This window comes from Mesorhizobium sp. B2-4-12 (genome assembly GCF_006441575.1).
Taxonomy (GTDB): Bacteria; Pseudomonadota; Alphaproteobacteria; order Rhizobiales; family Rhizobiaceae; genus Mesorhizobium.
Genome location: NZ_VFVC01000004.1, coordinates 96,797 through 122,889, shown reverse-complemented (window position 1 = coordinate 122,889; position 26,093 = coordinate 96,797). Strand labels below are relative to the sequence as shown.

Sequence of the window (26,093 nt, the reverse complement as noted above, 5' to 3'; positions counted from 1 at the left end):
CGACGCGCGCGCCGTGCTAAAGGATTTTCTATTCTTCATACTATTCATATGATATGTTTTAAAGGGATGACGACGGGAGTCAAGGGAGGGAATGGCGATGACAAAGAATTCCACCGGGCGGCACACGGAGCTGGTCTCGATCGGCGACGGCCTAGCGACGGCAGAGATTGCTCCGGCCACCGGCGGCGCGCTGGCGTCGTATCGCTGGTGGCGAAATGACGCTGCCGTGGATTGGCTACGCCCGGCGGATCCGGCGGCGATCGATCGCCGCGATGCGGGCGCCATGGCCTGCTTTCCGCTCGTGCCCTACTCCAACCGCATAAGGGGCGGCCGCTTCGAATTCGCCGGACGCATCGTTGAGCTGCCGACGGCCCCTGACGATCCGCATCATGAGCATGGCCATGGTTGGCGCAGGCCATGGACTGTCGCGCGGCACGAAGCTGGCGCGGTTGTCTTGCGCTATCGCCACACCGCCGATTCCTGGCCATGGAGCTATGAGGCCGAGCAGGAAATCTTGCTGGCCGACGGCAGGCTTTGCGTGACCGTCACGGTGCGCAATCTGTCGGATGCACCGATGCCGCTCGGCTTCGGGCTCCATCCCTATTTTCCGTCGACGCCGTGGACGCACATCCAGGCGCCGGTGTCCGGCATGTGGGAAACGGATGCGGAGGTCTTGCCAACGCGCCACGTCCTGCCGCCGGCGGGGGCCGATCCGTCCACTGGCTTTGACGTGTCGGAGCTGGACTTCGACACGGTCTTCACCGGATGGACCCGCCGCGCCCGGATCTCCTGGCCGGAGCAGGGACGGCAACTGGACATCGAGGCCGAGGCGCCGCTCGATTTCCTGGTCCTCTATACGCCGCCGGGCGAGCCGTATTTTTGCGCCGAGCCGGTCAGCAACATCACCGATGCCTTCAACCGGCCAGGCGGCGAGGAGACCGGCCGCATCGTGCTGGCGCCCGGTCAGATGCGATCCGCCAGCGTTCGCTTCACGCCCTCACTGGCTATTTGACGCTCGGTAGCTCAAGGCGGGGGCGGGTCAGAACGGATAATGCTGGCCCGGATCCTCGATCGTAACCCAACGCAGGTCGGTAAATTCGGCGATCGAGGCCTTGCCGCCGAAACGGCCATAGCCGGAGCCCTTCACGCCGCCGAACGGCATCTGCGCCTCGTCGCCAACGGTTGGACCATTGATGTGGCAGATGCCGGCCTGGATGCGGGCGGCGACCGCCATGGCGCGCCTTATGTCGCGGCTGAAGACCGCAGACGACAGGCCGTATTCCGTATCGTTGGCAACGCGCACCGCCTCGTCCTCGCCTTTGACGCGGATGACCGGCTTGACCGGCCCAAAGGATTCTTCCGCGTAGACGCGCATCGACGGAGTGACATGATCAAGCACCGTCGCTTCCACGACAGTTCCGCTGCGCTTGCCGCCCGCCGCCAGGGAGGCATCCTGGCCGAGCGCGTCGGCGACCAGTTCCTCCATCTTGTCGGCCGCCTGGCTGCTGATCAGGGAGCCCAGGACGACATGGCCGCGCGGATCGCCGGCCGGCAGTTTCGAAGCACGGGCGGCAAGCTTGGCCACGAACTCGTCGGCGATCTTTTCATCGACGATCAGCCGTTCGGTCGACATGCAGATCTGGCCCTGGTGCATGAAGGCGCCGAACGCCGCGGCATTAACCGCGGCGTCGATGTCGGCATCGTCGAGCACGATCAGCGGCGCCTTGCCGCCAAGCTCGAGCAGCACCGGCTTGAGATGCCGTCCGGCGAGCTCCGCGATGATGCGGCCGACCTTGGTCGAGCCGGTGAAGTTCACGCGCCTGACGGCCGGGTGCGCGACCAGTGTCTCGACGATGGCGGCGGCGTCCTTCGGATCGTTGGTGACGACATTGATGACGCCCTTCGGCAGCCCGGCCTCGACCAGCACCTGGCCGATCAGCCGGTGCGTGCCGGGGCATAGTTCGGAGGCCTTCAGCACCACCGTATTGCCGCAGGCGATCGGCATCGCCACGGCGCGTGTGCCGAGGATGACCGGCGCGTTCCATGGCGCGATTCCGAGGCATACACCCGCGGGTTGGCGGATTGCCATGGCGAGCGTCCCCGGCTTGTCGGAGGGGATGATCTCGCCCGAAATCTGCGTCGTCATGGCGGCTGCCTCGCGCAGCATGTTGGCTGCCAGCATGACATTGAAGCCGGCCCAAGGGCCAGTGGCGCCAGTCTCTTCCATCATCAGCCTGGTGAATTCATCGACCTTGGAGGCCATCACATCGGCAGCCTTTGACAGCAAGGCGCGGCGTTCGCCGGGGCCGGTTTTCGACCATGCCGGAAAAGCGGCGGCAGCGGCTTCGACGGCTGCGTTGGCATCGGCCACACTGGCAGCGGCGGCGCGTGTCGCCAGCCTGCCGGTGAAAGGGTCCAGGCGTTCGTAGGAAGCCGAGCCTGTTGCCGCCCTTTCATCGCCGTCGATCAGAAGTCCGATATCCATTGTTCTCTCCCTCGCTCTCGATGGAGCCTTACAAGTAGCGTGTTAGAAGCCGAGCGCTTCGGCATTGATCGATGCTTCGAGCCCGCCATCAACGGGCACGTTGGCGCCATTGATCCAGCGCGCGCCATCCGAGCACAGGAACAGCACGACGGGCGCGATATCGCCCGATGTTCCGGCGCGACCGACCCTGGCAATGTCGCTGTCGACGCGGGCATCGCCAAGCACGGTGCGGAACTGTTTCAGGATCGGCGTCTCGACCGGCCCTGGGCTCACAGCATTGACGCGGATGCCACGGCGTTTGAATAGATCCTGATGCGCCGCGCGAAAGGTCCACAAGAGCAGCAATTCCTTTGAAACGGGATAGGCTTCCTCGTTTCTGACCGCGTGATCGGCTACCACCTTGGCGACGTCGGGAAAGCCTTCGATGCCGACCATCGAAGCGGCGCGGTTGAGATTGGTGCGCCAGCCATAGCCGGCGATCGAGGCGACATTGACGATCGCGCCACCTTCGCGAAGCCTGGGCGCGAGGCCTTCGGAAAGTGCACGCAGCCCGAAGAAGTTGACGGCCAGCGTCGACACCGCGCCGGTATTGCCGGAGAGGCCGGCCACGTTGCAAAGCGCATCGAGCCGCCGCGGCAGGCGCGCGATGAGATCGTCGACGCCCGCCTTCGACGAGATGTCGGCCTTGACGAAACTGCCGACCGATGCAGCCGGCTCGCGCACATCGACGCCGATCACATCCGCGCCGAACTGGCCGGCGAGTTCCGCCGTGCGTGCGCCGATGCCGGAGGCGACGCCGGTGATGAGGATCGTCTTGCCGAAAAGCATGGTCATGCCTTCTCCTGATGCTGTGTGGTTTGCCGCGTCGAAGATGCAATGCCATCGTCGGCCGGCGCTGCCGGGTTCTCGGGAAGCCTGACGCGGTAGCCGACCGGCAGCAGGCGCAGGCCAAAGCGCTCCTCGATCGTTCCCCACAGGCCGCGCGGCAGGAACAGCGAGAACAGCACCGCCGTGGCGCCGAGGCCGACGAGATACCAGACGCCGGTGCCGCCGAACCATGTCTCGATGAGGAAGAACACCAGCGCGCCCAAAATGGCGCCCTCGAAGGTGCCGATGCCGCCGACCAGCACCATGAAGATCATGTAGGCGGTCCACTGGACGTTGAAGTAGGTCTTCGGCTGGAAGGTGATGGAGGTCGCCAGCCACAAGGCACCGGCAATGCCGATCCCGAAGGCGGCGAGCACAAACAGCAGCCGCTTGGTGCCGGTGACGCGCACGCCGACCGAAGCGGCGGCATCCTCATTGTCGCGGATGGCGCGGATCGCGGCCCCCGTGCTGCCGCGCAGCAAGCCGAAAAGGACGGCGAGCAGGGCGGTCATCGATGCCAGCGCCAGCCAGTAGATCGTCACCCGCCTGGTGCCGGCGTCGTAGACATTGAGCGAGATCAGCGAGGTGCCGGTTTCGCCCTGCACCAGCCGGTCGAGATTGACCAGGAGATGCGTCAGGGCCGCGATCACCCACATGCCGATGGCGAACTCGCCGTTCTTGAGCCGCAGCATGAACAGCGACAGCGGCCAGGAAACCGCGCCGACAACGATTGCGGAAACGAAAAGCGCGGCGAAAGGGTTGAGCCCGGCATCGGCCAGCCGGATGGCGAAATAGGCGCCGAGCCCGAAGAACACCTGCTGCCCGACCGAGACCAGCCCGCCGAAGCCGGCCAGCGCGTTCCACATCGCCGCCAGGATCACATAGATGAACAGCGCCGTCATGCGGTCGACCGCGCCGGCCGACAGGAATTGTGGCGCGACCGCGAGCAGTGCGATGACGAGTGTGGCCGCGATCGCGGCGATCCGCGACGTCGTCGTGCCGCGCTCGATGACTGGCATGGGGGCGGAGGCGCTCATGGCGCTCTCCGGGAAGGCAAGCGCAACAGGCCGCGCAGGCCCTGGCCCGAGGCGGACAGCCGCACGAACAGCACGACGAGGAAGACGGCGTGACCACCGATGAGGAAGCCTTGCGGATGCACCTGCGCGCCGAGTGTCTGGGCAAGCGCCAGCACGATGCCGCCGATCAGCGTTCCCCATAGCGAACCGGCGCCGCCGATCACCGCGGCTTCGAAAGCAAACAGCAATTGCGGTGCGCCGGCATAGGGATCGAAAGTGGCGCGCATGCCGAGGAAGGCGCCGGCAAGGCCGACCGTGACCATGGCGATGGCCGCTGCAATGGCATTGGCGCGGCGCGCATCGACGCCGACCAGCCCGGCGGTGTCGGGGTCTTCCGATGTGGCGCGGATCGAACGGCCAAGCCTTGTGCGGGTCAGGAACAGCTGCAACCCGCCAAGCAGGATCACCGCGGTGGCGAACATGATCACGGCGAGCTTGCCGACATAGATGCCGCCCGGCCATTCCCATGAATCGTAGGAGAGGCTGCCGATATAGGGCGCCAGCGAACGCGTGTCGGCGCCGAACTGCTCGAACAGCATGTTGTCGACGACGATGGCGAGGCCGAACGTGGTCAGGATCGGCAGCAGCGCGCCGCCGCGCGCGCTGCGCTCGAGCAGGAAGCGCTGCAGCGCCCAGCCGATTGCCGCCATCAATGGCAGCACGATGAGCAGGCCCAGAAATGGCGAGACATAGAATCGCGAGGCGAGCAGCCACAGCGCAAAGGCGGCGAACACGGCGAGGCTGCCATGGGCGAGGTTGATGATGCGCATCACTGAGAACATGAAGGACAGACCGCAGGCGATCAGCGCGTAATAGCCGCCGAGCAGAATGCCCTGGATGATCTGGTTGCTCATGCCGGAACGTTCCCGCTTTTCCGATGCAGACCGAAATAGGCTTTTGTCACCTCGTCGCGCGAAACCTCCTTGCTTGGCCCTTCGAGCGCGACACGCCCTTCGAGCATGCAGATGACCCTGTCGGAGACCGCGAGCGCGCGGTTGAGATCCTGCTCGACCAGGATGATCGTCGTGCCGGAAGCGATCAGCCCCTGGAGCGCCGCGTAGACGCGGTCGACGATTGCCGGCGACAGGCCGAGCGAAACCTCGTCGAGCAGCAGCACGTCCGGATTGCTCATCAGCGCCCGGCCGATCGCCGTCGCCTGCTGTTCGCCGCCCGAGAGATGGCCTGTCTGGGCATGCCTGCGCGGCTTCAGGTTTGGGAACATCTCCAGCACCCTGTCGACACTCCAGTCGCCCGGCCGGCGAGCGGTCCTGCCGAGCAGCAGGTTTTCTTCAACCGTCATCTGCACGAACAGTTTTCGCCCCTCCGGTACCAGTGCGATGCCCATGCCGACGCGCCTGTGCGACGGCACGCTGGTAAGATCGGCGCCGTCCAGCAGCACCCGCCCGGCGGCGGGCTGGTGCGCGCCGGCAATCGCCCGCAGCAGCGTCGTCTTGCCGGCGCCATTGGCGCCGACCAGCGCCAGCGTCTCGCCGCGTTCGACGTTGAAGCTGACGCCGCGCACCGCCTGCAGCAGGCCGTGCCGGACAACCAGGTTCTCGACCGACAGCAGGCTCATTTCGGGCCTCCGCCGAGATAGGCGTGGACCACCCGCGGATCGGCCATGACCGTTTGCGGATCGCCGTCGGCGATGATCTTTCCCGCGTCCATGCAGATCAGCCGCTCGGCCACCTGCAGCAGGATGTGCACGATGTGCTCGATCCAGACGATGCCGATCTTGCGCCGGCGCAACTCCTTGATCGTGTCGACGAGCTCGCCCGCTTCTGCATCGGTCAGGCCGCCGCCGATCTCGTCCAGAAGCAGCAGCATCGGCCTGGCCGCCAGCGCCCGTGCCAGTTCCAGTCGCTTGCGGTCGAGCAGGCCAAGCGTCTCGGCTCGCCGGTTGGCAACGCCCAGCATGCCGCAAAGTCTCAGCGAGCCGAGCGCCTCCTCATAGGCTTCGTCGCGGCCGAGCCCGGCGCCATGCGACGCGGCGACGAAGACATTTTCGAAAGTGGTCATGCCGCTGAACGGTTTCGGCACCTGGTGCGTGCGCACAAGGCCGAGCCGGCAACGCCCTGTCGCCGGCAGCGCCGTCACATCACCGCCCTTGAAGCTGACCGTGCCCGAACTGGGCGGGAAGGCGCCGGCAAGCACGCTGAGCAGCGTGGTCTTGCCGGCGCCGTTCGGGCCGACAATGCCGACGGCTTCGTCGGCTGCCATGGCGAAATCGACGGCATCCAGCACCACGAGCGCGCCGAAGCGCTTGTGGATAGCTGTGGCAGCGAGGATCGCCTGTTGTTGCGGATGGGTCACCACGCGATCCTCGTCAGCGGTCCATCAGCCGTTGTAAGGAAGAAGCTTGGCCCCGACCGGAACCTTCGGATCGGTGGCGTTCTCGGTCACCACATAATCGAGCGGGAACTTCGATCCTTCCTTGGCGGCGACCCATTGCGTTCCGATGATGGGACCAGGCGAGACATTGGCCACGGGCCCGCTGGTGAAGTCGACCTTGCCAATCATGGTTTCGGTCTTGAGCGTGCTCAGCGCCTTCGCCACCGCCGCCTTGTCCTTGGCGTCGGTGCTCGCCTTCAAGGCCTCGAAGCCGGCATCGAGCAGCGACATCGAGGCGCCGAGTTGTTGTGTCCACTGCTTGCCGCTCGCCGCCTCATAGCCGTCGGCCAGTTCGATCCCCGAAACGCCCGTCAGCGGCGATCTGTAGGGGAAGGCCTTGTGCCAGTAGGCGGCGCTCGAAATCTTCATGCCGAGGTCGCCGAGCGCCTCGATATCCGATGGGAACAGGCCGGTCTTTGCGACCTGGGCGATCTTGATCTGCCTGATCAGGCCCTGCTGCGCCGCCTGGCGCCAGAAGGCGGCGAAATCCGGCGGGATCGGGAAGGAGTTGAAGATCTCGACGCCTTCTTGCTTGAACAGCGCGATCTGCGAGGAATAGTCGGTGGTGCCGGTTTCGTAGGCGCCGGGATCGACGATGGTGAAACCCTGCTTGGCCAGCAGCGGCGCGAGATTGGCGCGGATGGCGTTGCCGTCGGCGTCGTTGGGATACATGACGCCAACCTTCTTGTTGGTCTCGATCAGGTTCCATTGCGAAATGTAGGTCTTGAAGAACTCGCCGACGCCGAAGCCGAAATGATAGGTCCATTTGAACGGCGAGGGCGCGCCGGGCTTCGCGCCACGGCCGAAATACCAGGCTTCCCACGGCATGACTGTCGATAGACACGGCACGCCGGCGGCTTCGCAGGCGTCGGCCACTGGATTGATCACCTCGGGCGTCGATACCGCCAGCATGAGGTCGATGGCCTGGTTGTTGATCAGGTCCTTGGCGAGTTGGCCGGCTCGTGACGGATCCGACTGCGTGTCCTGGTCGAGGATCTCGATGCTGTATTTCTTGCCGCCGATCTCGAGGCCGCCGGCCAGTGCCTTGCGGGCAAGGTCGAGCACGTAACCGTCGGTCTGGCCAAAGCCTGCCAGCGGCCCGGTGCGCGGGCTGACGAAGCCGACCTTGAGCGTGTCGCCTGTCTGGGCGAAGGCTCTCTTGCCGCCAAGCGCGAGTGCCGCGCCACCGGCGATCGAGGTGGCGATGAACTGGCGTCGCGACACGCCACGAATGATGGGCCTGCTGCCGATGGAATGGGTCATGCGTTTCCTCCCTCTGTGCTCCTCGGTCGGTACAGTGCACCTGCGGTTTGGTTCAGTAAAATGATATTTTGCGGTGTTTTATTAACTCCTGGGTTAGGAGACTCCGCGCCGCAGCCGAGCTCGGTTCGAACCGTCCTGGGGCTCATGCGCCAGGCCGTGCCGCCTCGCGAATGGTTTGCAGCAGGATCATGAAGGCGGGCGAGGGGGCGGTGTCGGTGCGCATCGTCAGGCCGACCGGTCCTTTGGTTTCGTCCGTGTCGACCGGCAGGGCGACGAAGGCGCGGCTTGCGAGCTCGTTGGCGACCACGCCGGCCGAGATGATCCACACCGCGTTGCTCTGCCGCATGAAGGAGCGGCCGAAGGAGTCCGAAACCGTCTCGATTTCCGTCGCCGGCGCAGTCATGCCATTGGTGATGAACAGGCGATCGACAAAGGGGCGGATGACGGATTCCCGAGTTGGCATCAGCACCGGGAATTCGTCGAGCCTCGCGAAGATGTCGGCTCCCGGTTCCAGCAACGGATGCCCGGCCCGCACCACGAACAGCACCTGCTCGGAGTAGAGGTGCTCGAAGAAGAACCCGGTCATGTTTTCGGGCGCCGCGAGCCGTCCGACAACGAGATCGAGCGCGCCGATGCGCAATTGCTCAAGCAGCACGGCGTTCTCGCCGGTGACGATCTTGATCGCCGCCCCGGTGTTTTCCCTGAGAAACAGGCTCATGGCTTGCGGCATGACCTTCGCCGACACTGTCGGCAGGGCGCCGATGCGGATCGGATGGCGGTTGACGGCGCCGTCCTGGCGAACGGAATCGACGCCGCGCTTCAACGCCGTTATCGCCGAGCCGGCATGGTCCAGGAAGATTTCGCCAAGCCTTGTGACGCGAATGCCGCGCCCGTCACGCTCGACGACGGCCACGCCCAGCGCCTCCTCCAGTTCGCGCAGGGTCTTGGTCACCGCCGGCGCGCTGACATGCAGGAAGTCCGCGGCACGGGCCACGCTGCCCTGCCGTGCGACTTCCAGGAATGCTTGCAGATGACGGAACCGGATGCGGCTGTCGGGCATGAATTTGATAACCCTTGAGTTAATGAAATGGCGCAAAATATCATTTTACCGAACCAAACGCGGCGTGCAATGTGGAGATGGAGGATCGAACCCGTGCCATTCGTCACCATTGGCGGCATCACGCTGCACCACCGATATGTCGAGGCGAAAGGCAAAACGCCCCCGGTCGTGTTCATCAATTCGCTCGGCACCGATCTGCGGATATGGGATGAAGTCGTTACGCTTCTGGCCGGTGAGATGCCTCTGCTCGTCTACGACAAGCGCGGTCACGGCCTTTCCGACAATGGCAACGGCGTCCGTTCGATTGACGACCATGTCGACGATCTCTGCGCCCTTGTCGATCATTTCGGTTTCGACAAGGTCGTGCTGTTCGGTCTGTCGGTCGGCGGCATGATTGCGCAGGGCTTCCATGCCCGCCGTCCGGAACGTGTCGAGGGCCTGATCCTCAGCGACACCGCTCACAAGATCGGCACCATCGAAAGCTGGAACAGCCGTATTGCGGCCGTGGAGCGCTTCGGCATCGACGCGATCGCCGACGGTGTGATGAAAGTGTGGTTCACGCCGCATTTCCATGCCGCCCGCGCCGCCGACCTTGCCGGTTGCCGCAACATGCTGACCAGGCAGGCGCTGCCCGGCTATATCGGGACATGCAAGGCTGTCCGCGACGCCGATTTCACCGAGAGCGCGCGCCGCATTGCCGTGCCGACGCTCTGCATCGCCGGCGATCAGGACGGTTCGACGCCTCCCGATCTTGTCCGCTCTCTGGCCGATCTGATCCCGGGCGCGCGTTTCGAGATCATCCGCAATGCCGGACATATTCCCTGCATCGAACAGCCGGAGGCGCTGGTCGCGCTGATCCGCGGTTTTATCGCATCGCTTGCCCCTGGAGCAGAAACCCATGGATGAAGTCCCCGGCAACACAGCCAGATATCGGAAGGGTCTCGCCGTCCGACGATCGGTGCTCGGCGACCGCCATGTCGACCGCGCCGAGGTCGGCGCCACCGATTTCGATCAACCGTTTCAGGAACTGATCACCGAGGCCGCCTGGGGAACGGTGTGGTCGCGACCGGGCTTCAGCAAACGCGAGCGCTCGATCGTCACCCTGGCGCTGCTGGCGGCGCTTGGCCATGATGAAGAGGTCGCCTTGCATCTGCGCGCAACCGCCAACACCGGCGCCACACGCGACGATATCTGCGAAGCGTTCCTGCATGTCGCCATCTATGCCGGCGTGCCGGCTGCCAACCGGGCCTTCAGAATTGCCAAGGATGTGTTTTCGGAAATGGATGGAGCCAAGAATGCCTGAGTCCGGCTCGAACCGGGTGCCCGAGACCGGCGCTTTCTTTCAGCGCGACCGGACGTGGCACCCGCTGGCGCTGACGCCGGGCTACAAGAGCTCGGTATTGCGCTCGCCGCAGAAGGCGCTGCTGTCCTTCGACAACACGCTGTCGGAGATATCGGGCCCGGTCTTCGGTCATGCCATGCTCGGTGAACTGGACAACGACCTGATCCACAATTTCGCAAGGCCGGGCGAGAGCGCCATCGGCGAGCGCATCATCGTCCATGGCCGGGTGATCGACGAACGCGGCGTTGGCGTTCCCGGCGTGCTGCTGGAGTTCTGGCAGGCTAATGCCGGCGGCCGTTACCGCCACAAGAAGGATGGTTACCTGACGCCGCTCGACCCGAATTTCGGCGGTTGTGGCCGCACCTTATCGGGTGAGGATGGCGGCTACGCCTTTCGCACCGTCAAGCCCGGACCGTATCCCTGGCCGAACGGTCCCAATGACTGGCGTCCGGCGCATGTCCATTTCTCGGTTTTCGGCCATGGCTTTGCACAGCGGCTGATCACGCAGATGTATTTCGAGGGCGACCCGCTGATCTGGAAATGCCCGATCGTGCGCGGCATCGCCGATAAGGCGGCCATAGAGGCGCTGACGGCTGTTCTCGACACGCAGGCGACAATTCCGATGGATGCGCTCGCCTACAAGTTCGACATCGTGCTGCGCGGGCGCCGCTCCTCGCTGTTCGAAAACCGGATGGAGGGCAATTGATGGCCCAGTCGCTCGACCGGCTCAGGGAAAGCCCCTCGCAGACCGCGGGACCCTACGTCCATATCGGGCTGACGCCCAATTTCTGCGGCATCGGCGCTGTCTACCCCAGCGACCTCGGTGCAGCCATGGTCAACGACAAGACCAAAGGCGAGCGCATCAAACTTCACATCCGGGTTCTCGACGGCACCGGCACGCCGCTCAAGGATGCGCTGATCGAGATCTGGCAGGCGGACGCGGATGGGTTTTACAATTCGCCGGCCGAATTGCGCGGTGCCGCCGATCCGAACTTTTTTGGCTGGGGCCGTTGCCCGACCGACATGGAAACCGGGCTCTGCGCCTTCGAGACGGTCAAGCCGGGCCGGGTGCCTTTCCCAGATGGCCGCCTGATGGCGCCGCACATCACGTTGTGGATCGTCGCGCGCGGCATCAATATCGGCCTGCATACGCGGCTTTATTTCTCCGACGAGGAAGAAGCCAATGCCGGGGATCCGATCCTGGCGCGCATCGAGCACCGCGTTCGCGTGCCCACCCTGATCGCCGCGCGCCAAGGCGATACCTATGTCTTCGACGTCCATCTCCAGGGGGAGAAGGAAACGGTCTTCTTCGACAGCTAGGCGACCCCTGACATGACTGTCTCGCCCTTCGACCATCCGCTGCTCTCCGCGCTTCTGGGCGACGTGGGGGCGGCCAGGCATTTTTCCGTCGAGGCGGAAATCGAGGCGATGTTGGCCTTCGAGCGCGCGCTGGCGCAAGCCGAGGCCGAAAGCGGGGTCATCACCCAGGACGCTGCGTCGGCGATTACGGCGGTGCTGGCCTCGTTCCGGCCGGACACGGCCTTGCTGCGGTCCGCCGCCGCCAAGGATGGCGTCATTGTGCCGGAACTGGTGCGCCAGCTCAGGCTGGCGGTTAGCGAACCGCATGGCGACAAAGTGCATTTCGGGGCCACAAGCCAGGATGTCGTCGATACCGGTCTTGTACTTCGGCTGAAGTCCGTGGTCGAGCATCTCGGCCTGCTCCTGACCGAGACTGTTTTGCGCCTCGTCTCGCTCGAGGAGCGCTTCGGGGGCAGGGCGCTGGCGGGCATGACGCGCATGCAGAAGGCGATCCCGATCACCGTGGCCGACCGTATCGCGGCGTGGCGGACGCCGCTGCAACGGCATCAGGAAAGACTGTCGGAACAGTCCAGGCGCCTGCTGGTGGTGCAGTTCGGCGGTGCCGCCGGCACGCTGGAAAAGTTGGGTGGCAAGGGGCCCGCGGTGCGCGCGGCGCTTGCCGAAAAACTTGGCCTTGCCGATGCGCCGCAATGGCACAGCCAGCGCGACGCGCTCGCCGATTTTGCCGGCTGGCTGTCGCTGCTGACCGGCAGCCTCGGCAAGTTCGGCCAGGACATCGCGCTGATGGCGCAGGGTGGCACCGACATCGCGCTGTCGGGTGGTGGCGGCTCGTCGGCCATGCCGCACAAGCAGAATCCGGTTAAGGCCGAGGCGCTGGTGGCGCTCGCCCGTTTCAACGCAACGCAGCTTTCCGGCATGCATCAGGCGCTGGTGCACGAGCAGGAGCGTTCGGGCGCGGCCTGGACGCTGGAATGGCTGCTGCTGCCGCAGATGGTGGTCGCAACCGCCGCATCGCTGCGCCTGGCGGCCGAGCTGGCCCGGCAGATCGAAAGTCTCGGCCACTGATGCGCACCCAGGTCGTCATCGTCGGCTCGGGACCCTCCGGTCTGCTGCTTGGGCAGCTTCTGGCCGGCATCGGCGTCGAGACAGTCATTCTGGAACGCTCGAGCCGGGCGCATGTGCTTGGCCGTGTGCGAGCAGGGGTGCTCGAACAGGGTACCGTCGAACTGCTCGGAGAGGCCAGAGCGGCGGCGCGGCTGCATGCCGAAGGCCTACCGCATTCCGGCATCTCGCTGGCGTTCGACGGGCGTCTGCACCGCATCGATCTCGCGGCGCTCACCGGCGGCCAGCATGTCACCGTCTACGGCCAGACCGAGGTGACGCACGATCTGATGGACAAGCGCGAAGAGGCAGGGCTCGTCACCGTCTATGAAGCCTTGAATGTCGCACTGCATGACTTTGACGGTGACGCGCCTTTCGTCACCTACGAGAAGGACGGCATCACTCATCGCGTGGACTGCGATTTCGTCGCCGGCTGCGACGGCTATCACGGTGTCAGCCGCAAATCGGTGCCGGAGCGCGCGCTGAAAACCTTCGAGCGGCAGTATCCGTTTGGCTGGCTCGGCGTGCTGGCCGAAGTGCCGCCGGCCGATCATGAACTGATCTATGCCAATCACGAGCGGGGTTTTGCGCTGTGCTCGATGCGCTCGACACACCGCAGCCGCTACTATGTACAGTGCCCGCAGGACGATCGCGTCGAGGACTGGTCCGATGATCGCTTCTGGGACGAGTTGCGCCGCCGCTTGCCGGAGCAGACGGCGGCGGGCGTCACGACAGGGCCATCCTTCGAGAAGTCGATCGCGCCGCTGCGCTCCTTCGTTGCCGAGCCAATGCGCTTTGGCCGGCTTTTCCTGGTCGGCGACGCCGCCCATATCGTGCCACCGACCGGCGCCAAGGGCCTCAACCTCGCCGCCAGCGATGTGCGCTATCTCTTCAACGGGTTTCGGGAGTTCTATGAGGCCAAATCTCAAACAGGTCTCGACGCGTATTCCGGCAAGGCACTGGCGCGGGTCTGGAAAGCGGTGCGCTTTTCCTGGTGGATGACGACCATGCTGCACCGCTTTCCAGACACCGGCGAATTCGGCCAGCGCATCCAGGAGGCGGAACTCGACTATCTCGTGCATTCGCGCGCGGCATCGACCGCGCTCGCCGAGAACTATGTCGGCCTTCCATATTGAGGGCGGCTCGCCCTTGATGCCGGGCGGCATCGAACCGCCGGTATTCGCGTCGCATGATCCCGCATGACGTTGCACGTCATCTATAGCCCCTGTCGCGAGCGCATGCTGGAAGCGCAGAAGAAGCACCTGCCGACGTTCCAGGCGGTTCCGATTGCCACCGTCCGAGCAGGTTGCGCTCGACGTTCTCAGATGCGCCAGCACAACCGCCCCGCCAATGTCTTCGTCGCCGGCTTCATCGGCTCGCCGAAGATGAAAATGCTGCCTGTGCGGGTTCTCTCGGGCGGTGGAGAGGGCGTTGCCGTTGCCCTGCCGGGCGGCTCTAGTCTGGTCGTGCCGGTCAAGGCAGGAACGAATGCCGCGAACGCCGAGCTGCTGCTTGGCATCCGGCCCGAACATATCCGCACCGCCGATGCCGGCCAGTTCAAGGGTGAGGCCGTGCTGGCCGAACGGCTTGGCGGCCTGACCATCCTGCACGCCGACATTGGCGAGAAGGCAAGGCTTGTCGTGCAGACCGAAGGCACCGACACCACCCCGCTTCACAGCCCCATCGCCATGCAGGTCGATCCGGCCCACTGCCATCTCTTCGCCGCCGATGGCAAGGCGCTGGCGCCGCTCGGCAAAACCTGCGCCGCCTGACATCGTCAGCGCATCGAAAAATGGCCGGAGCAGCAAATGCCTCGGCCATTTGCATTGCTAAACGGTCGCGCCGGTCACTCGGCGGGAACGATATCAGCCGGCAGACTGTCGTCGGCTGTTCCGGCCAATGCCCTCGCGAGCTTCGCCTGATCGAGCTCGCCTTCCCAGCGCGCCACGACCAGCGTGGCGACGGCGTTGCCGACGAAGTTGGTCAGCGCCCGGCACTCCGACATGAAACGGTCGACGCCGAGGATCAGCGCCATGCCGGCGACGGGCACCGAGGGCACGACAGAAAGCGTCGCGGCAAGGGTAATGAAGCCGGCCCCGGTGATGCCGGCGGCGCCCTTCGAGGACAGCATCGCCACCAGAAGCAGCAGGATCTGGTCGCCGAAGGACAGGTGGATGTTCGTTGCCTGCGCGATGAACAGCGCCGCCAGCGTCATGTAGATGTTGGTGCCGTCGAGGTTGAAGGAATAGCCGGTCGGGATGACCAGCCCAACCACCGAGCGCTTGGCGCCGGCCTTTTCCATCTTCTCCATCAGCGAGGGGAGGGCTGCTTCCGACGAGGACGTGCCCAGCACCAGCAGCAGCTCTTCCTTGATGTAGCGGATGAGCGACAGGATGGAGAAGCCGTTATAGCGGCAGACCGCGCCCAGCACGACGAACACGAAAAGGAATGACGTCGCGTAGAAGGTGCCGACCAGCATGGCGAGATTGATGACCGAGCCGATGCCGTATTTGCCGATGGTGAAGGCCATGGCGCCGAAAGCCCCGATGGGGGCGGCCTTCATCAGCACGCTGACCAGCTTGAACATCGGCGCCATCAGCGCCTGCAGGAAATTGAGCACCGGCGCGCCCCTGTCGCCGACCAGCGCCAGCGCAATGCCGAACAGCACCGAGAAGAACAGCACCTGCAGGATATCGCCATCCGCGAAGGCGCCGACGATCGTGCCGGGAATGATGTTCATCAGGAAGCCGGTGACCGACTGGTCATGCGCCTTGGCGGCGTAGGTGTTGACGGTGGAGGCGTCGAGCGTCGCCGGGTCGATGTTGAAGCCGGCGCCCGGCTGCACGACATTGGCCACGACAAGGCCGATGATCAGCGCCAGTGTCGAGAAGGTGAGGAAGTAGAGCATCGCCTTGCCGGCGACGCGGCCGACCTTCTGCAGGTCGCTCATGCCGGCGATGCCGGTCGCAACCGTCAGGAAGATGACCGGGGCGATGATCATCTTGACCAGCTTGATGAAGGCGTCGCCGAGCGGCTTCATGCTCTCGCCGATCGACGGATAGTAGTGGCCGAGCAGGATGCCGACGGTGATCGCCACCAGCACCTGCACGTAGAGTTGGGCATAGAGGGGCTTGCGCTGCGCGGCAGGCGCGGCCGATTGGTCTGCGATGTGCATCGAACTCTCCCTGGCCGGATGGACGGCAAATGCACCGCCCTGCGTGACTTCTCCCATCGCGGCGTTCCGGTCGCCCGCCGCTAGCCAGGACTTTTGCAAGCGGCGTGCCAGATCGGGGAAAGACCGGAATCCCGGGATTCCGGGCGTTGTTCAGCGTCCTTCGGCTGGTACGTGTGCGGATTTCCGCACAGGGATCGTTTGCCTGGGCGGAATTTCGCATTAGAGTGCGGACAGGGCCGTGAGGAAAGGAGCAGGCAGACGCCGCCAGCAGACACCAATAGTGGCTATCCAGGCCTTGCCGGTCGCGAAGTGCTGCGCGACGCGGTGGCGCGGCTGCGCGATGGCCGCTGGCTTGCCGCCGTCATCGCCCTCGCGATCCTTGCCGGCGCGATCGCCATTGCCGGACGCATCGCCGCCGGCCAGGCGGCCGGCGATCTGCGGGACGGCGCGCTCGCCGCCCTGCCGCTGGCGGCGGGCACCCTGACCGGCGAGATCGAAAAGCAGCGTCTGGTGCCGCTCGTGCTGGCGCGCGACGACGCGGTGCGCGACGCCTTGCGCCGGGCCGGAAAGACGGCAGAGACCGCTCTCAACGAAAAGCTGAAAGCCATTGCCGGCGATGCCTCGGCGTCCGCTATCTACGTCATCGATACGGCGGGCATCGCGATTGCCGCCAGCAATGCCGGCGAGCCGACGAGCTTCGTCGGTATCGACTACAATTTTCGGCATTATTTCCAGGAGGCGATGGCGAAGGGGGCTGCCAGCCAGTACGGCCTCGGCACGATCAGCGGCCGGCCCGGGCTCTACCTTGCCAGCCGCGTCGATGATGGCGGCAAGCCGCTGGGCGTCGCGGTGCTGAAGGTTGAACTCGACGGCGTGGAGGCCAATTGGCGCTCCAGTGGGTTCCTGGTTTTCGTCACCGACGAACGTGGCGTCGTGCTGGCCACCAGCCAGCCCGAATGGCGGTTTCATGCACTGGCGCCGCTGTCCGCCGAAGACGCCGCCGCCGCCCACGAGCAGCTGCAACTGGCCGATGCGGCCTTCGACCCGCTGCCGATACGGCGCGGCACCGGTGACGGCCTGGCGACGATCGACAGCCCCGGCAAGCCGCGTCAGTTCGTCGAGGTGGTGCAGGGTTTGGCCGGTGCGGTCCCTGGCTGGCGTCTCTGGCTGCTGACGCCGGCCGACGCCGCGCTCTCGGCCGCCGCCAACACGGCGCGCCTGACGACATTGCTGGGGCTGCTGCTGACCGGCTTGCTTGCCTACGTGCTCACCCGCCGCCGACGCACACGCCGGTTGCGGCAGGAAGCGCTGGCGCGGATGAACGCCGAGCTGGAAAGCCGGGTCTCCACGCGAACGGCCGAGCTGACGCGCTCCAACACCGCCCTTGCCGGCGAAATCGCCGAGCGTGAGAGCGCCGAAGCCAAGGTGCGCCGGCTGCGTGACGATCTCGCCCAGGCCAACCGGCTTTCGATTCTCGGTCAGATCGCGGCCGGCGTGGCGCATGAGATCAACCAGCCGCTCGCCGCGATCCGCACCTATGCCGAGAATGCCGGCCGGTTCCTCGACAGCGGGAAGAGCGAACCGGCGAGTGCCAATCTGACGTCGATCGTCTCGATGACCGAGCGCATCGGCGCGATCACCGGCACCTTGCGCACTTTTGCCCGCCGGCCGGGCACCGCTGCCTCGCCGCTGCCGGTGCGCGAAGCGATCGACGGGGCACTGTCGCTGCTGTCCGGCCGCATCCGCGATTCCGGTGTCACCATCGTCAAGCCGCGTGGCAACGCGTCGCCGATGGTGATGGCGAGCCGCATCCGGCTGGAGCAGATCCTGGTCAACCTGCTGCAGAACGCACTGGACGCGATGAAGAACCAACCCGACCCCCGCATCGAGATCGAGCTCGCCGAGCAGGACGACAGGATTCTGATCTCGGTGCGCGACAACGGTCCAGGTCTCGGGCCGGAAGCGGCCGCCAATCTGTTCATGCCCTTCCAGACCACCAAGGAGAAGGGGCTTGGCCTCGGACTGGTGATCTCGCAGGAGATCGCCCAGGAACTGGGCGGCACGCTGCGGCTCGACCCCGGCAGCGCGGCGGGCGCGTCCTTCACCGTCGATTTGAGGCGGATTGAATGACCGAGGGATCAGGGCTTGTGGCGCTCGTCGAAGACGATGCCGACCTGCTGCACGCCACCACGCAATTGCTCGAACTTGCCGGCTTCACGGTGGTCGCTCTTGATGCCGCCGAGGCGGCACTCGGTGTCGTCGACAGGGATTTCGACGGTGTGGTCGTCAGCGACATCCGCATGCCCGGCATGAACGGGTTGCAGCTGTTCGACCGCATCAAGGCGATAGACCCTGACATACCCGTGATCCTGGTCACCGGACATGGCGATGTCGATCTTGCGGTGGCCGCACTCAAGGATGGCGTCTACGATTTTATTCCAAAGCCCTATGCCGGTGACCGCCTCGTCGAAGCGCTGAGACGGGCGAGCGAGAAGCGGCGGCTGGTGATGGAGAACCGGCGGCTGCGCGAGGCCGCGGTGCTCGCCGCCGACGGCCTGCCGCTGATCGGCGAAGCGCCCGCCATCCGGCGCCTTCGCGAGACATTGCGCCAGATCGCCGACATGGATGTCGACGTGCTGGTGGAAGGGGAGACCGGAACCGGCAAGGAGGTGGTGGCGGACCTCCTGCACAGATGGGGCCGGCGGCGCGCGAAGCCCTTCGTGGCGCTGAATTGCGGGGCCCTGCCGGAGACCGTCATCGAAAGCGAGTTGTTCGGCCATGAAGCCGGCGCGTTCACCGGCGCGCAGCGGCGGCGGATCGGCCGCGTCGAGCACTCCAGCGGCGGCACGCTGTTCCTCGACGAAATCGAATCCATGCCGCCGGCCCTGCAGGTCAAGCTGCTGCGGGTGCTGGAGACACGCAGCCTCACCCCACTCGGTTCGAACGAGACCCGGCGCCTCGATCTCAGGGTCGTCGCGGCGACCAAGGTCGATCTCGGCCGGCCCGACCAACGTGGCGATTTCCGCGAGGATCTTTATTTCCGCCTCAACGTGGTGACGCTGCGCATCCCGCCACTGCGCGAGCGGCGCGGCGACATACCGATGCTGTTCGGGCATTTCCTCGGCAAGGCGGCGGAACGCTTCGGCCGCCCGGTCGCAGCGATGAACGCGGCGGTAAGCGATCATCTCCAGTCGCATGACTGGCCGGGCAATGTGCGGGAGCTCGCGCATTTCGCCGACCGTGTCGCGCTTGGCCTCGGACCTGACGACGAGGCAAGGGCAGCGCCCGCGCGGTTGCCGGAATCCTCGGCGGCCTTGCCCGAACGGGTCGGGCAATACGAGGCACAGCTCATCCGCGATGCTTTGCGCGACCATGGCGGTGACGTGCGCGGCGCCATCGACGCCCTCGGCGTGCCGCGCAAGACGTTCTACGACAAGCTCAAACGCTACGGCATCGCCGCTGCCGATTTTCGCAATGGCGGTGATCCGGACGCTCAATCTGTCCGAGAGCGGATATAGATATTGCGCGAGGGCATTGCGCTTCGTAACGCTTCATTCCTTGCCCAGCTGTGTATTCCGGAAAGAGCCATGAACACGACACTCGAAACAACGGCAAACCCGTTGCCGGAAGACCTCGCCTTTCTCGGCGAGCGCCTGACGGCCTTCAATGACGGCGATGTCGGCGCGTCGGAAAGGAAGGCGCTGGCCGTGTTCGTGCGCGACGAGCATGGCGCGGTCGTTGCCGGCATCTCCGGCTACACGGCCTGGGGCTGGCTCTACGTGCAATGGCTGTGGGTCGATGAAAGGCTGCGCGGCCAGCACATGGCCGGCAGGATGCTGGATGCTGCCGAGCAGGAAGCTGTGGCGCGCGGCTGCCGGAACGCCTGGATCGACACCTTCAGTCCCAACGCCTCCAGGGTCTACCAGCGCCAGGGCTATCAACCCTTCGGGACGCTGTCCGATTTCCCGGTCGGTCGCAGCCGCATCTTCCTGCAGAAGAAACTGTTGGCTGAGTGATCAGCCCGCCAGACGTCCGCCGCGCATCGGCTGCGGGGCTCCGGTTGTGCTTGGAAAACTGATCGGCAGGCCGCGCAGCACACGCACCGCCAGGAAGGCAAAACATTCGGCTTCCACCGCGTCGCCGCTCCAGCCGAGCTTCTCGGCCAGCACCACTTCGACACCGGCGCGGCTGGCGAGCATCGCCATCATCGTCGGGTTGTGACGGCCGCCGCCGCTGACCACCAATTTTTTCGGCCGGCTTGGCAAAAGGTCAAGCGCCTTGCCGACGGCGGCGGCGGTGAAGGCGGTGAGCAGCGCAGCGCCATCCTCGGCGCCCAGGCCGTCGGCCATCGCGGCGCCGAAGTCGAAACGGTCGAGCGATTTCGGATAGGGTTTGGTCAGATAGGGGTGCTGCAGCAGCTTGGCCAGCCTGGCCTCATCGACCGTTCCCGCGCGGCCAAGCGCGCCGTCGCGATCCATTTCGCCGAGCCCCTTCGACTTGATGAAATCGTTGAGCGGCGCGTTGGCGGGGCCGGTGTCGAAGGCAACGACATTGTCGGCGCCGTCCCACCAGGTGATGTTGGCAACGCCGCCGAGATTGAGCACCGCCACCTCGCCGCTGGCGCCGGCGCTGCGCATCAGCGCGGTGTGATAGGCGGCGGCCAAAGGCGCGCCTTGTCCGCCGGCGCGCATGTCGGCCGAGCGGAAGTCGTAAGCGACCTTGGTACCCAGGATGGAATGCATCAGCTCGCCATCGCCGAGCTGCCGTGTCTGCCCGAGCCGTCCGACCTGCGGCGCGCGATGCAGCACCGTCTGGCCGTGAAAGCCGACGACACCGATATCGGCCATCGTCATACCATAGCCCTCGACCAGTTCTCTGACCGCCGCCGACTGGGCACGCGTCAGCGCTTCCTCCGCCCTGCGGAAGATCGCCGGCTCCGGTCCGGTGAAATTCCAGGCCCGTGCTTCTTTCAGCGTGTCTTCCAGCAGGGAACGGATCGACGCGGGATAAGGCATCAGCCGGTAAGTGCCGAAATCGTCGATTCTTTCGCCGTCGGTCTTGATCAAAGCGACGTCGATGTTGCCGTCCAGCACGGTGCCGGTCATCAGGCCGACGGCCCAGATTGGTTCCATGATCGCTTCCTTAGTCGATGTTGATGAGATCGCCGACCGCTTGCCGAAGCTGGACGATTCCGCTGTCGAAGTGACGTGTCGGATGGATCCGGTTGGTGAGCAAGGTCCACGCCTTGCCTTTGTCGAAGTCGATCCACAGGCCGGTGCCGGTAAAGCCGGTGTGGCCGATCGTTCCCGGGCTGCACAATGCGCCACCCGACCAGCCTTCGTAAGGCCGCTCCCAGCCATGGGTGCGGGTGGCGGACACGGATGTACGCATCAGCGCGATCGAGTGGTCGGATGCGCCATCGCCATCCAGCAGCCCTTGCGCGAAATCGAGCACCGAAGCTGCCGTGCCGAACAGGCCGGCATGACCCGCGCCTTGCAGCGCCGAGCAATTGTCGTCGTGCACCTCGCCGCAGAGTACGCGATGGCGCCAGGTGCAGTCCTCGGTCGCGGCGGCGGCGTCCGGCTCTGTTGACCAGGCAAAGCCCGGACCAGGTTCCAGGTCACGGATCGTTTTGCCCGACAGCCGTTCCAGAGCCAAGCCGAGCAGGATGAAATTGATATCGGAATAGACCGGGTCCCGAGCCCGCCATTCGCGCTGCAGGATGAAGGCGCGCAGCAAGTCGGGGTCGCGCCCATAAGTGTAGATCGGCTCGACGGCCGGAAAGGCCGTCTGGTGGCCGAGGCACTGGCGGAACGTCACCGTCCGCTCCCAGGCCCCGGCATCGTACTGGCGCAGATCAGGCAGGACGGAGATCAGCGGCGCATCGAGATCGATGACACCGCTCTCCGCCAGCGCCAGGATGCGCGGCGTCGTGAAGATGACCTTGGTCAGGGATGCGAGGTCGAACCATGTTTCGACGGTCATCGGCCGCTGCTTCGGCACGAGCTGCGCGGAGCCGATCGCCTTGGCGATGCGTTCGCCATTTCTGTCGACGATGCCAAGCACGCCGCCGGAAATGCGCTTGGTGACTACCGCGTCCGCTAGCGGTTGGAACGCGTGGTCGAAGAGATGGGCAAGGTTGGTCAACCCCGCCTCCTATTCGCAAGCTGGCGCTCCGTCCCACCCCCCTCTGTCCTGCCGGACATCTCCCCCGCAAGGGGGGAGATCAGATGTCGCCATCGCTTTCGCCAATCGCCTGCATTGTAAGGTGTGCGGGAGGCTAGAACTGCCAATCTCCCTCCTTGCGGGGGAGATGGCCGGCAGGCCAGAGGGGGGTGCTGTCCTGCAAACATGTCTAAGTTTCCACCCTCACCATATGATCTTCGCCCAACAGCTCCCACTTCGCCGGCGCCGGCTCAAACCCCTGCGGGCGCACCAGCGAGGGCACCTGGCGGGTGTCAATTTCAAAATGCTCGCGTCGTCGGTCGATGGTCGGAACGGCGGCGATCAGTTTCTTGGTATAGGAATGTTTCGGCTTCGACAGCACCGAGGTCGCGTCGCCGATCTCGACGATCTGGCCGGCATAGATGACGGCGATCCGGTGGGCGATCCGCTCGACCACCGCCATGTCGTGCGAGATGAACAGATAGGCGAGCCCAAACTCGCGCTGCAGGTCGACCAGCAGCTCCAGCACCTTGGCCTGCACCGAGACATCGAGCGCCGACACCGCTTCATCGAGAACCACGACGGACGGGTTGAGCATCAGCGCACGGGCGATGCACAGCCTCTGCCGCTGGCCCCCGGAAAATTCGTGGGGATAGCGTTGCAGGCTGTCTTTCGGCAGGCCTACGCGTTCGAGCAGGCTCGCCATCCTGGCGCGCGTCTTGGCATCCACGTGACCACCGGTGGCGATCACCGGTTCGGCCAGGATGCTTTCGATGGTCAGTCTCGGGTTGAGCGAAGCGTAGGGGTTCTGGAACACCATCTGCACCGGCTTGGCGCTGCGCTCGGCCGAGGCCGTTCGCGTGCTGACCGAGAAGCTGCCCCGCGTCGACCGCACCAGGCCCAGGACCGCCTTGGCTGTGGTGGATTTGCCCGAACCGCTTTCGCCGACGATGGCCAGCGTCTCACCCGGCATCAGGTCGAAGTCGACACCATCGACGGCGTGCACCGCGCCGGTGGCGCGGCTGAAGAAATTGCTCTTGAGCGGAAACCGCACCACGAGGCCGTCGACCGTCAAGGCCGGCTCCGTGCCTGCATCCTTGTCGCGCTGCCCGTCCGCGCGCGTCGCGCGGCCGTTGGCGAAATGCGGCACGGCGTGCAGCAAATGCTGCGTGTAGGGATGCCGCGGATTGTCGAGGATCTGGTTCAGCTCGCCCTGTTCGACGGCCCGTCCGTTCTGCATCACCATCATCTTGTCGGCGATGCCGGCGACCAGGCCGATATCATGGGTGATGAAGATCATCGACATGGCGCCTTCGCGCTTCAGTTCGGCCAGCAGCGCCATGATCTGCGCCTGCACGGTGACGTCGAGCGCGGTCGTCGGCTCATCCGCGATCAGCAGGCGTGGATTGCAGGCCAGCGCAATGGCGATCATCACCCTTTGCAGCATGCCGCCCGACAGCTGGTTGGGCGTGTATTTCAACCGCCGCGCGGCATCGGGAATGCGCACGCGGTCGAGCGCATCCCTGGCTGCCGCCGTGGCTTGCCGGCCGGTCAGGCCGCGATGCAGCCGGAACGATTCCTCGATCTGCGAACCGATCGTCAGCACCGGATTGAGCGAGGTCATCGGTTCCTGGAAGATCATGCCGATCTCGGCGCCGCGAATGCCGGTCAGTTGCGGCTCGGTCGCGCTCATCAGGTCGAAGATGGTGCCGTTGGCCCGCTTCAGTTGCATCGAGCCGCCTGTGATGCGGCCGCCGCCGAAATCGATGAGCCGGTTGATCGACAGCGCGGTGACGGATTTGCCGGAACCGCTTTCGCCGACAATGGCCAGTGTCTCGCCGTCGGCGAGGTCGAAACTGACGCCGCGCACCACCTCGTTGGCCTGCGGATTGCGGCCGAAGCCGACGCGAAGGTCGCGGATAGACAGAAGCGGGGTCATGCCGGCGCCCTCCGCATCTTCGGGTCGAGTATATCGCGCAAGGCATCACCAAGCAGGTTGAAGCCGAGGATGCTGATCATGATCGTCAGGCCCGGGAAGATCATCAGCCAGGGCGCGGTTTCCATCAGGTTGCGGCTCTCGCTCAGCATCAGGCCGAGCGAGGCGGCCGGCGGCTGCGTGCCCAGACCCAGGAAGCTCAAGCCCGCCTCGGTGAGCAGCGCCCAGGCCAGCGCCAGCGTCACTTGTACCGTCAAGGGCGCCACCAGATTGAGCAGCAGGTGGCGCGTGACGATATAGCTCGAACTGCTGCCGAAGGTGCGCGCGGCATCGACGAATTCGCGGGCCTTGAGCGACAAAGCAGGGCCGCGCACGACGCGCGTGAAGATCGGCGTGTAGACGATACCGATGGCGACGACGCTCGTCCATGTGCCGGGCCCGGCAACGGTGACGATGAGCAGCGCCAGCAGGATCGCCGGGAAGGCGAGCAGCACATCCATGATCCGCATCAGCACCCCGTCCCAGCGCCGGCCGAGCCAGGCAGCCGCCAGCCCAAGCACGGTTCCGGCAAGGGCCGCGAAGGCGACCGAGAAAAAGGCGACCGTGAAGGATTGTCCGATGCCAGCCATCAGGCGGCTGGCCACATCGCGCCCGAACAGGTCGGTGCCCATCCAGTAGGCGGCGCCGGGCGCGTGCAGCCGGTCGATGCGGTATTGCGTGATCGGATTGTGCGGCGTCAGCCCTAGCAGCCCGAGGATCGCGACCACGAGATAGGCGCCGACGATGATGCCGCCGATGCGGCCGCTGCCATGGGCGAAAATGGCGCGCAGGATACGCATCATTGTTCGCCCAGCCGGATGCGCGGATCGAGCGCGACATAGGCGAGGTCGACCAGGAGATTGACGATCATGAAGTTGAGGGCGATGAACAGCACGCTTCCCTGCACCAGCGCGTAGTCGCGCTGCAGGATGGCATCGAGCACCATGCGTCCGAGACCGGGCAGGGCGTAGATCTGCTCGACGATCACGGCGCCGCCCAGGAGATAGCCGAACTCGATGCCGCTCAGCGTCACGACCGGGATCAGCGCGTTGGGGAGCGCATGCCGCCAGATGACGCTGCGCGCCGGTGCGCCCTTGCTGCGCGCGGTGCGCACATAATCGTCGCTCAACACGTCGAGCATCGCCGAGCGCGATATGCGCGTGACTGACGCGGCGAAAGCGAAGCCGAGCGTGATTGCCGGCAGGATCAGCTGGCTGAGATTGCGTAGGGGATCTTGCCGGAGCGGCGCGAATTCGCCCATCATCGGCAACACGCCGAAGCCGGCCGACAGCGTGTAGATGATCAAGAGGCCAAGCACGAAGCTCGGCGTCGACTGGCCGATCATGGCGACGATGCGCACCCCGAGATCGGAAGGCTTCTCATTGTGCGTGGCGGCGTAAATCCCGGCCGGCATGCCGACGGCCAGCGCGATGATCATCGACAGGAGAGCCAGCTCCAGCGTCAGCGGGAAACGCTCGAGGACGACATCGAGGACCGGCCTGCCATAGGTGACGGAGATGCCGAAATTGCCGTGCAGGATGCCGCCGATCCAGCGCCAGTACTGGACGAACCAGGGTTGGTCGATACCGAAATAGGCGGCGAGCGAGTCCCGCTGCGCCGGCGTCAGCAGGCCGGCTTCGGTGCCCAGCATCGCCGTGATCGAATCGCCCGGCACCATCCGGATCGCGACGAAGACCAGGATGGACACACCAAGCAGGACGAGAGGAAACGTCGCCAGTCGTCGCATCAGATAGTTCACGCGAAGAAGTCCTCTCGTCTAGAGCATGATGCCGAAAAGTGTGAAGCGGTTTTCGGACGACATCATGCTCTATCTTTTGATCCAGAAGCAGATTCAGATTTCAGGTCGATTCGA

The 26,093-nt window shown here is 65.2% G+C and carries 25 protein-coding genes; 11 read left to right on the top strand and 14 right to left on the bottom strand.

Going from position 1 to position 26,093, the window contains the following annotated elements; genetic code table 11:
• Window positions 1-97: 97 nt before the first annotated feature.
• Window positions 98-1,012: an aldose 1-epimerase gene (locus FJ934_RS04140; protein WP_140607386.1), complete on the top strand. Its 915-nt coding sequence runs from the start codon at window positions 98-100 to the stop codon at window positions 1,010-1,012.
• A gap of 27 nt (window positions 1,013-1,039) precedes the next feature.
• On the opposite strand, the gene FJ934_RS04135 is transcribed toward FJ934_RS04140, so the two are convergent.
• From FJ934_RS04135 to pcaQ, 8 genes are all read right to left on the bottom strand, one after another.
• Entirely contained in the window at window positions 1,040-2,485 is a 1,446-nt protein-coding gene (locus FJ934_RS04135; protein WP_140607385.1) for an aldehyde dehydrogenase, read from the bottom strand.
• A gap of 42 nt (window positions 2,486-2,527) precedes the next feature.
• Window positions 2,528-3,313 carry a coniferyl-alcohol dehydrogenase gene (locus FJ934_RS04130; protein WP_140607458.1) on the bottom strand — a complete coding sequence of 262 codons (786 nt, stop codon included), beginning with the start codon at window positions 3,311-3,313 and terminating at the stop codon, window positions 2,528-2,530.
• A 2-nt stretch (window positions 3,314-3,315) separates the two neighbouring features.
• Window positions 3,316-4,389 carry a branched-chain amino acid ABC transporter permease gene (locus tag FJ934_RS04125; protein ID WP_140607384.1) on the bottom strand — a complete coding sequence of 358 codons (1,074 nt, stop codon included), beginning with the start codon at window positions 4,387-4,389 and terminating at the stop codon, window positions 3,316-3,318.
• A complete protein-coding gene (locus FJ934_RS04120) occupies window positions 4,386-5,282 on the bottom strand; it encodes a branched-chain amino acid ABC transporter permease (protein ID WP_140607383.1) in 897 nt (298 codons plus the stop codon). Before FJ934_RS04120 ends, FJ934_RS04125 begins: the two co-directional genes overlap by 4 nt.
• On the bottom strand, window positions 5,279-6,004 hold the full coding sequence (locus FJ934_RS04115) for an ABC transporter ATP-binding protein (protein ID WP_140607382.1): 726 nt from the start codon (window positions 6,002-6,004) through the stop codon (window positions 5,279-5,281). The genes FJ934_RS04120 and FJ934_RS04115 overlap by 4 nt, the downstream gene beginning before the upstream one ends.
• On the bottom strand, window positions 6,001-6,744 hold the full coding sequence (locus FJ934_RS04110; protein ID WP_140607381.1) for an ABC transporter ATP-binding protein: 744 nt from the start codon (window positions 6,742-6,744) through the stop codon (window positions 6,001-6,003). Before FJ934_RS04110 ends, FJ934_RS04115 begins: the two co-directional genes overlap by 4 nt.
• Window positions 6,745-6,765: 21 nt before the next feature.
• Window positions 6,766-8,082: an ABC transporter substrate-binding protein gene (locus FJ934_RS04105; RefSeq protein ID WP_140607380.1), complete on the bottom strand. Its 1,317-nt coding sequence runs from the start codon at window positions 8,080-8,082 to the stop codon at window positions 6,766-6,768.
• A 142-nt stretch (window positions 8,083-8,224) separates the two neighbouring features.
• The gene (pcaQ, locus tag FJ934_RS04100; RefSeq protein WP_140607379.1) at window positions 8,225-9,142 is read right to left on the bottom strand and encodes a pca operon transcription factor PcaQ; all 918 of its coding nucleotides are present in this window, start codon (window positions 9,140-9,142) and stop codon (window positions 8,225-8,227) included.
• Between the two features lie 93 nt (window positions 9,143-9,235).
• Between pcaQ and pcaD the strand changes: the two genes are divergently transcribed.
• The 7 genes from pcaD to FJ934_RS04065 all read left to right on the top strand — a co-directional run bounded on the left by pcaD (window position 9,236) and on the right by FJ934_RS04065 (window position 14,677).
• A complete protein-coding gene (gene pcaD / locus FJ934_RS04095) occupies window positions 9,236-10,048 on the top strand; it encodes a 3-oxoadipate enol-lactonase (RefSeq protein WP_140607378.1) in 813 nt (270 codons plus the stop codon).
• Entirely contained in the window at window positions 10,041-10,445 is a 405-nt protein-coding gene (gene pcaC, locus FJ934_RS04090) for a 4-carboxymuconolactone decarboxylase (protein ID WP_140607377.1), read from the top strand. The genes pcaD and pcaC overlap by 8 nt, the downstream gene beginning before the upstream one ends.
• Complete coding sequence (gene pcaH / locus FJ934_RS04085) at window positions 10,438-11,190, top strand: protocatechuate 3,4-dioxygenase subunit beta (protein WP_140607376.1); 753 nt, start codon at window positions 10,438-10,440, stop codon at window positions 11,188-11,190. Before pcaC ends, pcaH begins: the two co-directional genes overlap by 8 nt.
• Window positions 11,190-11,804 carry a protocatechuate 3,4-dioxygenase subunit alpha gene (pcaG, locus tag FJ934_RS04080; protein WP_140607375.1) on the top strand — a complete coding sequence of 205 codons (615 nt, stop codon included), beginning with the start codon at window positions 11,190-11,192 and terminating at the stop codon, window positions 11,802-11,804. Before pcaH ends, pcaG begins: the two co-directional genes overlap by 1 nt.
• 12 nt (window positions 11,805-11,816) lie before the next feature.
• Window positions 11,817-12,869, top strand: coding sequence for a 3-carboxy-cis,cis-muconate cycloisomerase (locus tag FJ934_RS04075; RefSeq protein ID WP_140607374.1), 1,053 nt, complete (start codon window positions 11,817-11,819; stop codon window positions 12,867-12,869).
• On the top strand, window positions 12,869-14,041 hold the full coding sequence (pobA, locus tag FJ934_RS04070; RefSeq protein ID WP_140607373.1) for a 4-hydroxybenzoate 3-monooxygenase: 1,173 nt from the start codon (window positions 12,869-12,871) through the stop codon (window positions 14,039-14,041). The genes FJ934_RS04075 and pobA overlap by 1 nt, the downstream gene beginning before the upstream one ends.
• Before the next feature lie 63 nt (window positions 14,042-14,104).
• Window positions 14,105-14,677, top strand: coding sequence for a TOBE domain-containing protein (locus FJ934_RS04065; protein ID WP_140607372.1), 573 nt, complete (start codon window positions 14,105-14,107; stop codon window positions 14,675-14,677).
• Window positions 14,678-14,751: 74 nt separating this feature from the next.
• On the opposite strand, the gene FJ934_RS04060 is transcribed toward FJ934_RS04065, so the two are convergent.
• The gene (locus tag FJ934_RS04060) at window positions 14,752-16,080 is read right to left on the bottom strand and encodes a dicarboxylate/amino acid:cation symporter (RefSeq protein ID WP_140607371.1); all 1,329 of its coding nucleotides are present in this window, start codon (window positions 16,078-16,080) and stop codon (window positions 14,752-14,754) included.
• 309 nt (window positions 16,081-16,389) lie between these two features.
• On the opposite strand from FJ934_RS04060, the gene FJ934_RS04055 reads away from it, so the two are divergent.
• From FJ934_RS04055 to FJ934_RS04045, 3 genes are all read left to right on the top strand, one after another.
• Window positions 16,390-18,210: a sensor histidine kinase gene (locus tag FJ934_RS04055; RefSeq protein WP_140607370.1), complete on the top strand. Its 1,821-nt coding sequence runs from the start codon at window positions 16,390-16,392 to the stop codon at window positions 18,208-18,210.
• Window positions 18,207-19,598: a sigma-54 dependent transcriptional regulator gene (locus FJ934_RS04050; protein ID WP_140607369.1), complete on the top strand. Its 1,392-nt coding sequence runs from the start codon at window positions 18,207-18,209 to the stop codon at window positions 19,596-19,598. Before FJ934_RS04055 ends, FJ934_RS04050 begins: the two co-directional genes overlap by 4 nt.
• 69 nt (window positions 19,599-19,667) lie before the next feature.
• On the top strand, window positions 19,668-20,096 hold the full coding sequence (locus FJ934_RS04045) for a GNAT family N-acetyltransferase (protein ID WP_140607368.1): 429 nt from the start codon (window positions 19,668-19,670) through the stop codon (window positions 20,094-20,096).
• Here FJ934_RS04045 and FJ934_RS04040 read toward each other — a convergent pair whose 3' ends face one another.
• The 5 genes from FJ934_RS04040 to FJ934_RS04015 form a co-directional block, all read right to left on the bottom strand.
• Window positions 20,097-21,212 (bottom strand): anhydro-N-acetylmuramic acid kinase, encoded by a 1,116-nt coding sequence (locus tag FJ934_RS04040; protein ID WP_140607367.1) that lies wholly within the window; start codon window positions 21,210-21,212, stop codon window positions 20,097-20,099.
• A 10-nt stretch (window positions 21,213-21,222) separates the two neighbouring features.
• On the bottom strand, window positions 21,223-22,227 hold the full coding sequence (locus FJ934_RS04035) for a serine hydrolase (RefSeq protein ID WP_140607366.1): 1,005 nt from the start codon (window positions 22,225-22,227) through the stop codon (window positions 21,223-21,225).
• A 208-nt stretch (window positions 22,228-22,435) separates the two neighbouring features.
• Complete coding sequence (locus FJ934_RS04025) at window positions 22,436-24,184, bottom strand: ABC transporter ATP-binding protein (protein ID WP_140607365.1); 1,749 nt, start codon at window positions 24,182-24,184, stop codon at window positions 22,436-22,438.
• Window positions 24,181-25,020: an ABC transporter permease gene (locus tag FJ934_RS04020; protein ID WP_140607457.1), complete on the bottom strand. Its 840-nt coding sequence runs from the start codon at window positions 25,018-25,020 to the stop codon at window positions 24,181-24,183. The genes FJ934_RS04025 and FJ934_RS04020 overlap by 4 nt, the downstream gene beginning before the upstream one ends.
• Entirely contained in the window at window positions 25,020-25,979 is a 960-nt protein-coding gene (locus tag FJ934_RS04015) for an ABC transporter permease (protein ID WP_140607364.1), read from the bottom strand. Before FJ934_RS04015 ends, FJ934_RS04020 begins: the two co-directional genes overlap by 1 nt.
• Window positions 25,980-26,093 lie beyond the last annotated feature (114 nt).

Coding starts and splice junctions, on each gene's coding strand:
- FJ934_RS04140 (WP_140607386.1), top strand. CDS start 98: ATGACAAAGAATTCCACCGGGCGGCACACGGAGCTGGTCTCGATCGGC.
- FJ934_RS04135 (WP_140607385.1), bottom strand. CDS start 2,485: ATGGATATCGGACTTCTGATCGACGGCGATGAAAGGGCGGCAACAGGC.
- FJ934_RS04130 (WP_140607458.1), bottom strand. CDS start 3,313: ATGCTTTTCGGCAAGACGATCCTCATCACCGGCGTCGCCTCCGGCATC.
- FJ934_RS04125 (WP_140607384.1), bottom strand. CDS start 4,389: ATGAGCGCCTCCGCCCCCATGCCAGTCATCGAGCGCGGCACGACGACG.
- FJ934_RS04120 (WP_140607383.1), bottom strand. CDS start 5,282: ATGAGCAACCAGATCATCCAGGGCATTCTGCTCGGCGGCTATTACGCG.
- FJ934_RS04115 (WP_140607382.1), bottom strand. CDS start 6,004: ATGAGCCTGCTGTCGGTCGAGAACCTGGTTGTCCGGCACGGCCTGCTG.
- FJ934_RS04105 (WP_140607380.1), bottom strand. CDS start 8,082: ATGACCCATTCCATCGGCAGCAGGCCCATCATTCGTGGCGTGTCGCGA.
- pcaQ (WP_140607379.1), bottom strand. CDS start 9,142: ATGCCCGACAGCCGCATCCGGTTCCGTCATCTGCAAGCATTCCTGGAA.
- pcaC (WP_140607377.1), top strand. CDS start 10,041: ATGGATGAAGTCCCCGGCAACACAGCCAGATATCGGAAGGGTCTCGCC.
- pcaH (WP_140607376.1), top strand. CDS start 10,438: ATGCCTGAGTCCGGCTCGAACCGGGTGCCCGAGACCGGCGCTTTCTTT.
- pcaG (WP_140607375.1), top strand. CDS start 11,190: ATGGCCCAGTCGCTCGACCGGCTCAGGGAAAGCCCCTCGCAGACCGCG.
- FJ934_RS04075 (WP_140607374.1), top strand. CDS start 11,817: ATGACTGTCTCGCCCTTCGACCATCCGCTGCTCTCCGCGCTTCTGGGC.
- pobA (WP_140607373.1), top strand. CDS start 12,869: ATGCGCACCCAGGTCGTCATCGTCGGCTCGGGACCCTCCGGTCTGCTG.
- FJ934_RS04065 (WP_140607372.1), top strand. CDS start 14,105: ATGACGTTGCACGTCATCTATAGCCCCTGTCGCGAGCGCATGCTGGAA.
- FJ934_RS04060 (WP_140607371.1), bottom strand. CDS start 16,080: ATGCACATCGCAGACCAATCGGCCGCGCCTGCCGCGCAGCGCAAGCCC.
- FJ934_RS04050 (WP_140607369.1), top strand. CDS start 18,207: ATGACCGAGGGATCAGGGCTTGTGGCGCTCGTCGAAGACGATGCCGAC.
- FJ934_RS04045 (WP_140607368.1), top strand. CDS start 19,668: ATGAACACGACACTCGAAACAACGGCAAACCCGTTGCCGGAAGACCTC.
- FJ934_RS04040 (WP_140607367.1), bottom strand. CDS start 21,212: ATGGAACCAATCTGGGCCGTCGGCCTGATGACCGGCACCGTGCTGGAC.
- FJ934_RS04025 (WP_140607365.1), bottom strand. CDS start 24,184: ATGACCCCGCTTCTGTCTATCCGCGACCTTCGCGTCGGCTTCGGCCGC.
- FJ934_RS04020 (WP_140607457.1), bottom strand. CDS start 25,020: ATGCGTATCCTGCGCGCCATTTTCGCCCATGGCAGCGGCCGCATCGGC.